Source organism: Bacillus sp. NPDC060175 (genome assembly GCF_042728695.1).
Taxonomy (GTDB): Bacteria; Bacillota; Bacilli; order Bacillales; family Bacillaceae_G; genus Bacillus_A.
On sequence record NZ_JBHWYR010000152.1, the window covers coordinates 1 to 5,316 of the forward strand.

Below are 5,316 nucleotides of genomic sequence, written 5' to 3' on the forward strand. Positions count from 1 at the left end.
AGTATATATTTCTGTTAAATTTATCCTATGGACAAAACAAGTTTAATTAAAGGTCATTTAGAAATGTGTGTGTTATCTATTTTGTCGAAAAAGAAAAGTTATGGTTATGAAATTATGAAAGAACTTGAAGTACACAATTTAAAATTGAAAGGAGTAGGAAGTATTTACCCTATTTTAACTAAGTTAAAAAATCAAGAGTGGGTTAATACTTATCAAGAAGTAACAGACAGTGGTAAAGTTAGAATCTATTATGAAATTAATGAAAACGGGAAAATACGTCTTGAGAAGAAAATTAATGAATGGTTAGAATTGCAATCTGATATTCAAATATTATTAAAAAGCGGTTTGAAAGGAGACCTTCTGAAATGAGGAATGAATTAAACGGTAAAGAAAAGCAATTTTTAACTGACGTACTTAAGGAATTAGAGCAATACGATATCAGCTTAGAAGAAAGGGAAAATATTAAGCAACAAATATTAGAGCATATTCAAGAATGTCGTGAAAATGGGGAGGATAGTATAAATGATCTAGGTACGCCTCAATTATTTGTTCAAGATTTTTTAGAAATAAATGAAATTGACCTACAAGCTAAAATGAGACAACTTCAAAATGAAAAGGGAAATTCGAGCACATTTATCTTAGGTGGCATATTCATCGTAGTTATTACTTACCTCATCTCACAAACTACACTTTCACTATTTTTAACTGAATCATTTAACGGAGCTAATAGCAAAAGTACATTTAATTATAATCTTTTATATCGTATAGCAGAGAATCAATGGTGGAACTATGTATTAATAATGTTTAGTTTTACGCTCTCTATATTAGTATTTATTAGCCTAGTAAGTTATAAAAAAAGAAAGCTATCTAAAGTATAATGAAGAAAACTATCTATAAACTATTTCAAATTTGTATTCTTTGTAATGTATTAATATTATGTATCGTACATCCAAAGGTTTATGCTGAGCAAAATATTAAAGTTACTTTAGATAAGTACATTGAAAAATTTATAAAGGAGCAGAACATACCAGGAGCTTCTGTTGCAATTGTACATCATAAAGATGTATTCTTCGCAAAATCGTGGGGAATTACTGGAGAGTCAGAAAAAAAGGTAACAAGTAAAACGCCGTTTGCAATCGGTTCAATAAGTAAATCTTTAACAGCTTTAGCTATAGTCAAGTTAATAGAAGATGAAAAAATAAAATTAGAGGATTCAGTTCAACAACATCTTCCTTCGTTTAAACTAAAAGATACACAATCAACTTCAAATATAACAATCCAACATCTACTAACTCATACAAGTGGAATAAATACATATGAAGGCTTAGCATTATCAGATAAACAATTAAAGAGTTCTAAAGCATTAAAAGAAAATGTAATGAAACTTTCAAAAGTAAAATTAAATGCCCCACCAGGGGAAAAGTATCAATATAGTAATGCAAATTATATGATACTTGGTGCCCTTATTGAGGCAGTCACAAATGAAACATATTCTTCATATATAGAAAAGTATGTTTTTCAGCCTTTAAAAATGAATGGCGCAGCGGCAAATAAAGATAGTGCATATGAAAAAGGCTATTTAACAGGTTATCAGTCGTGGTTTGGTATACCAAGAAAAAGTGTAGTGTCTTATGATAATGCTGGAGCACCGTATGGTTATATTACCGCGAATTTGGAAGATATGATTCAATTTATAATGTTTTTGAATCATCAAGAGCACACTCAATTTTTAAAGAAAGAAAGCATGGATCTTTATCTATCACCGCTTTATAAAATAAATTCAGAAAAAAGTTATGGGTTTGGATTAAGAACAACAAATATAAATGAAGGCGAAACGATGGTTTGGCATTCAGGATCAACGCCCGATGCTCGTGCAGAAATGTTTACTTTAAATAAAAGCGGCTGGGCTGGTGTGATTTTAACGAATAAAAATCATGTATTAGAAGAAACAGCACTAACGGTATTGAAAAAGGGGATTATTAGTATTTTGAACGGGGAAAAACCTGGTGATATCCCTAAAAACATACCATTCACACAAATTGTTATGTCGATAGTCACACTCTCACTCATTATTACATCAATTATGTTAGTGAAAAAGTATAAACGTAAGAAAATTTGTAAAAAAATAACTAGGCTGTTCGTTGGGAGTATATTTCTACTATTATCTATTATTTTGATCCCAATTCTTATTTATTGCACAAATTCACCGTGGCATACGACTAAATTGTTTGCAGCAGATGTAGCTTTACTCACTAGTATTATAGTGATGTTATTGACCGTAAATGGATTAATATCAATATGTATTGCATTGAAAAGTAAATTGGTAAATGAATCATAAGGGTTTTTAATTATATAAATATAACATATTAAATAATCACTTAAAACGTTATAAATAGTTGACTCTCGCACAATGTCATTGTTTAAGCTTAAGTTGAGCTTCGAATAATTGTAATAAATAGGAGGAACTAATGTTCAAAATAGGGGATTTTTCAAAACTTTCTTCCATTAGCATACGTATGTTGAGACATTACGATAAAGTGGAATTATTGCAGCCAGAAAAAGTAGATGAACAAAATAGCTATCGCTATTATTCCGCTGCACAATTAAAGAAAGTAAATCAAATTCAAATTTTAAAAGATATGGGATTTAATATTGCTGCTATTAAAGAAATAGTAGAGAGTGAAAATATTGAAGTAATAAAATCGCAATTTGTAAATCGTAGTGCTCAAATAAAGGAAGACATGCACAATCTCCAAAAACAATTACGTTTCCTCGAAGACTTACTGAAAACGATGAGAGAGGATTTTGTTGAGATGAACTATCATGTTTCGTTAAAAGAAATTCCAGAAAGAAAAGTAGCAAGCGTTAGAAAGGTTATTCCATCTTATAATTACGAAGGAGATTTATGGAGTATTTTAATGCAAGAAATTAATGTTAAAAATATTAGTATAGCTAATCCAAGTTATAGTATTGCTGTCTTCCATGATCAAGAATACAAGGGAAATGATGTAGATGTAGAAATACAGCTAAATATTTTAGGGAAGTACGAAAATACAAAAGATGTTCATTTTAAAAAGATAGAGCCAATCAAGGTAGCATCTATAATAGTAAACGGAAGTTATGAACAAATGACAGACGTAAATGAAGCAGCGGCAAAATGGATTGAGGCGGAAGGTTATGAATTAACGGGATCGATGTTTAATATTTATCATGTTAGCCCCGCGATGGAATCGAATCCTAATAAGTGGGTTACAGAGGTTTGTTATCCAATTAAATAATGATAAAGAAAAATGGCATTATTGATATGCCTTTTTTCTTTAGGCTCTTTTCGTAAATAATGTTGCTTTATTGCGTAAGAATTTTATCCTTATTGTTTCATGAGATTTTTACGCATAATTATAACTAAGGGAGATGATTCTAAGTTGAGTAAACAGAATGTTAGCACAACAGTTTCGGGAGATTTAATTGTTACCCATCTAATTGGCAAGATTAAAACAATTGATGTTTATGAATGGTTTAATGGCTTCGATCAGGTTTGTCAGCAATTTATTTCTGAGGGGCGGAAATACAAATTGTTGGTGGATAGAAAAGGATACACACCAGATCATTTTTCTGTTCAAAAAGTATGGAAAGATAAGTTCTTCAATGAAACCATTTTGAATCACAGTAAGGCAATTGCGTTTCTCCTTGAAGAAGGGGAGATAATGAATTATTTACAACAATCCAATACAAAAGAATCTGTGAAATTCTTTGATGATTATGAACAAGCATTAATTTGGTTGAATGAATATCCAATATAAAACCTTTATTGAACCAGTTGCTCTCAATCAACTGGTTTTTTATGCCCGTAATGTTGCCGTTGTCATAAAATTCACTTGCTTACAAGCTTCCAACACTATTGTTTTTCTTCGCAGATTGAAGATCCTACATTATTAGATCACTTTCTAAATTAATAATAATAGCCTCCTCAATACTAGTTAACCTAAGGAGGCATTAAATTTTTATAAATTAGTGATATGTGTATCCTCCATCAGGAAACAATACATTGCCTGTAGTAAAGCTATTTTGCATTAAATACAGGACGGTATGTGCAATTTCATCATTATGTCCAGGTCTCTGTACAAGAGAAAGAGATTTATAATCTTCATAAGCAGCTAGTCTTTTTTCGTTTTGTTCATTCTCTCTTTGTATTGTTCCAGGAGAAACAACATTAACTCTAATCGGTGCTAATTCAACAGCTAAAGCTTTCCCTAAACTTTCAATAGCCCCATTACAAGCACCATAAGCAGGCGCACCTTTAAGTGGTCTTTGACTAAATGCACCAGACATTAACACAACAGATCCAGAGTTTGAAAGAAAAGGAATCGCATATTTTACTGCGTAATATTGTGGCCAAAACTTTCCGATAAAGCTGCTTTCAGCAATTTCATCTGCAGCAGTTATTGGCCCAAGTGTATAAGAGGCACCAGGTGTGAACAAATGATCAAAATTACCAACTTTCTTAAAAAAATCTTGTAACTGTTTCTTATTTTGATTATCCAATACATAAGTTTGAAGACGATTGTTATTAATATATTCTTGAGCAGCCTTTAACTTTTCTTCCGAGCGCCCTGCAATAATAACATATGCTCCGTGTTCGATTGCTTGTTTCGCCGTAGCTAATCCAATACCAGAACTCCCACCAATGATAACGATATGCTTATCTTTTAATACAGTAATAGACATGATTAAACATCTCCCTTAATATAAGATTTAAAATGAAATTGTGTTGCTTTTATTATTCGTTAAAAAATGACTATTGAAAAGTACGCATTTTATATGTACTTAGTCGCGAATTTCGTACTAATCGCTTGTTGTACGGATAAATAATATAAAAAATTACTCATTATATTTTATGATTTGAGGGGAGTGATGAGGAAAATGAATTTAGAGGAACCGAAATTAAAAGGAGTAATAGCGACATTACAAATAATCGGGGGTAAATGGAAGCCACTCATTTTATTTATATTATTAACAGATGGAACAAAACGGTTTGGTGAATTAAAGCGATTAATACCAGACATATCTCAAGGAACATTAGCGAAGCAGCTTCGTGAATTAGAGCAAGATCAACTAATAAAACGTGAAATTTATCAAGAAATACCACCTAAAGTGGAATATAGTTTGTCTGAACATGGTAAAACAGTCAGTACTGTTTTAGATAGTATGTGTGGTTGGGGAAGAGTACATTTAGAATACATCGATAAAAACAAACTATAATATTATTATGTAAACTGATTGCAATGTGTCGAAACATATTGTTTTAATAATTCGTAT

Annotated in this window: 6 protein-coding genes and 1 pseudogene; 6 read left to right on the forward strand and 1 reads right to left on the reverse strand. The window is 31.1% G+C overall.

The window, feature by feature from the left end; all coding sequences use genetic code 11:
• Window positions 1–63 precede the first annotated feature (63 nt).
• From ACFWDE_RS29775 to ACFWDE_RS29795, 5 genes and pseudogenes are all read left to right on the forward strand, one after another.
• Window positions 64–369: a PadR family transcriptional regulator gene (locus tag ACFWDE_RS29775; RefSeq protein ID WP_321028309.1), complete on the forward strand. Its 306-nt coding sequence runs from the start codon at window positions 64–66 to the stop codon at window positions 367–369.
• Complete coding sequence (locus ACFWDE_RS29780; protein WP_377896298.1) at window positions 366–878, forward strand: DUF1129 domain-containing protein; 513 nt, start codon at window positions 366–368, stop codon at window positions 876–878. Before ACFWDE_RS29775 ends, ACFWDE_RS29780 begins: the two co-directional genes overlap by 4 nt.
• Window positions 878–2,338 carry a serine hydrolase domain-containing protein gene (locus ACFWDE_RS29785; protein ID WP_377896299.1) on the forward strand — a complete coding sequence of 487 codons (1,461 nt, stop codon included), beginning with the start codon at window positions 878–880 and terminating at the stop codon, window positions 2,336–2,338. The genes ACFWDE_RS29780 and ACFWDE_RS29785 overlap by 1 nt, the downstream gene beginning before the upstream one ends.
• A gap of 130 nt (window positions 2,339–2,468) precedes the next feature.
• A complete protein-coding gene (locus ACFWDE_RS29790; protein ID WP_377896300.1) occupies window positions 2,469–3,278 on the forward strand; it encodes a MerR family transcriptional regulator in 810 nt (269 codons plus the stop codon).
• 70 nt (window positions 3,279–3,348) lie between these two features.
• Window positions 3,349–3,800 (forward strand): annotated as a pseudogene (locus tag ACFWDE_RS29795) (STAS/SEC14 domain-containing protein).
• Window positions 3,801–4,008: 208 nt separating this feature from the next.
• Here ACFWDE_RS29795 and ACFWDE_RS29800 read toward each other — a convergent pair.
• The gene (locus tag ACFWDE_RS29800; protein ID WP_377896301.1) at window positions 4,009–4,725 is read right to left on the reverse strand and encodes an SDR family oxidoreductase; all 717 of its coding nucleotides are present in this window, start codon (window positions 4,723–4,725) and stop codon (window positions 4,009–4,011) included.
• A 186-nt stretch (window positions 4,726–4,911) separates the two neighbouring features.
• Between ACFWDE_RS29800 and ACFWDE_RS29805 the strand changes: the two genes are divergently transcribed.
• Window positions 4,912–5,259, forward strand: a complete 348-nt coding sequence (locus ACFWDE_RS29805; RefSeq protein WP_002147737.1) for a winged helix-turn-helix transcriptional regulator — start codon at window positions 4,912–4,914, stop codon at window positions 5,257–5,259.
• Window positions 5,260–5,316 lie beyond the last annotated feature (57 nt).

What these genes read in the sequence shown, in the direction of transcription:
- ACFWDE_RS29775 (WP_321028309.1), top strand. Translation starts at nt 64, where the DNA reads ATGTGTGTGTTATCTATTTTGTCGAAAAAGAAAAGTTATGGTTATGAA.
- ACFWDE_RS29780 (WP_377896298.1), top strand. Translation starts at nt 366, where the DNA reads ATGAGGAATGAATTAAACGGTAAAGAAAAGCAATTTTTAACTGACGTA.
- ACFWDE_RS29785 (WP_377896299.1), top strand. Translation starts at nt 878, where the DNA reads ATGAAGAAAACTATCTATAAACTATTTCAAATTTGTATTCTTTGTAAT.
- ACFWDE_RS29790 (WP_377896300.1), top strand. Translation starts at nt 2,469, where the DNA reads ATGTTCAAAATAGGGGATTTTTCAAAACTTTCTTCCATTAGCATACGT.
- ACFWDE_RS29800 (WP_377896301.1), bottom strand. Translation starts at nt 4,725, where the DNA reads ATGTCTATTACTGTATTAAAAGATAAGCATATCGTTATCATTGGTGGG.
- ACFWDE_RS29805 (WP_002147737.1), top strand. Translation starts at nt 4,912, where the DNA reads ATGAGGAAAATGAATTTAGAGGAACCGAAATTAAAAGGAGTAATAGCG.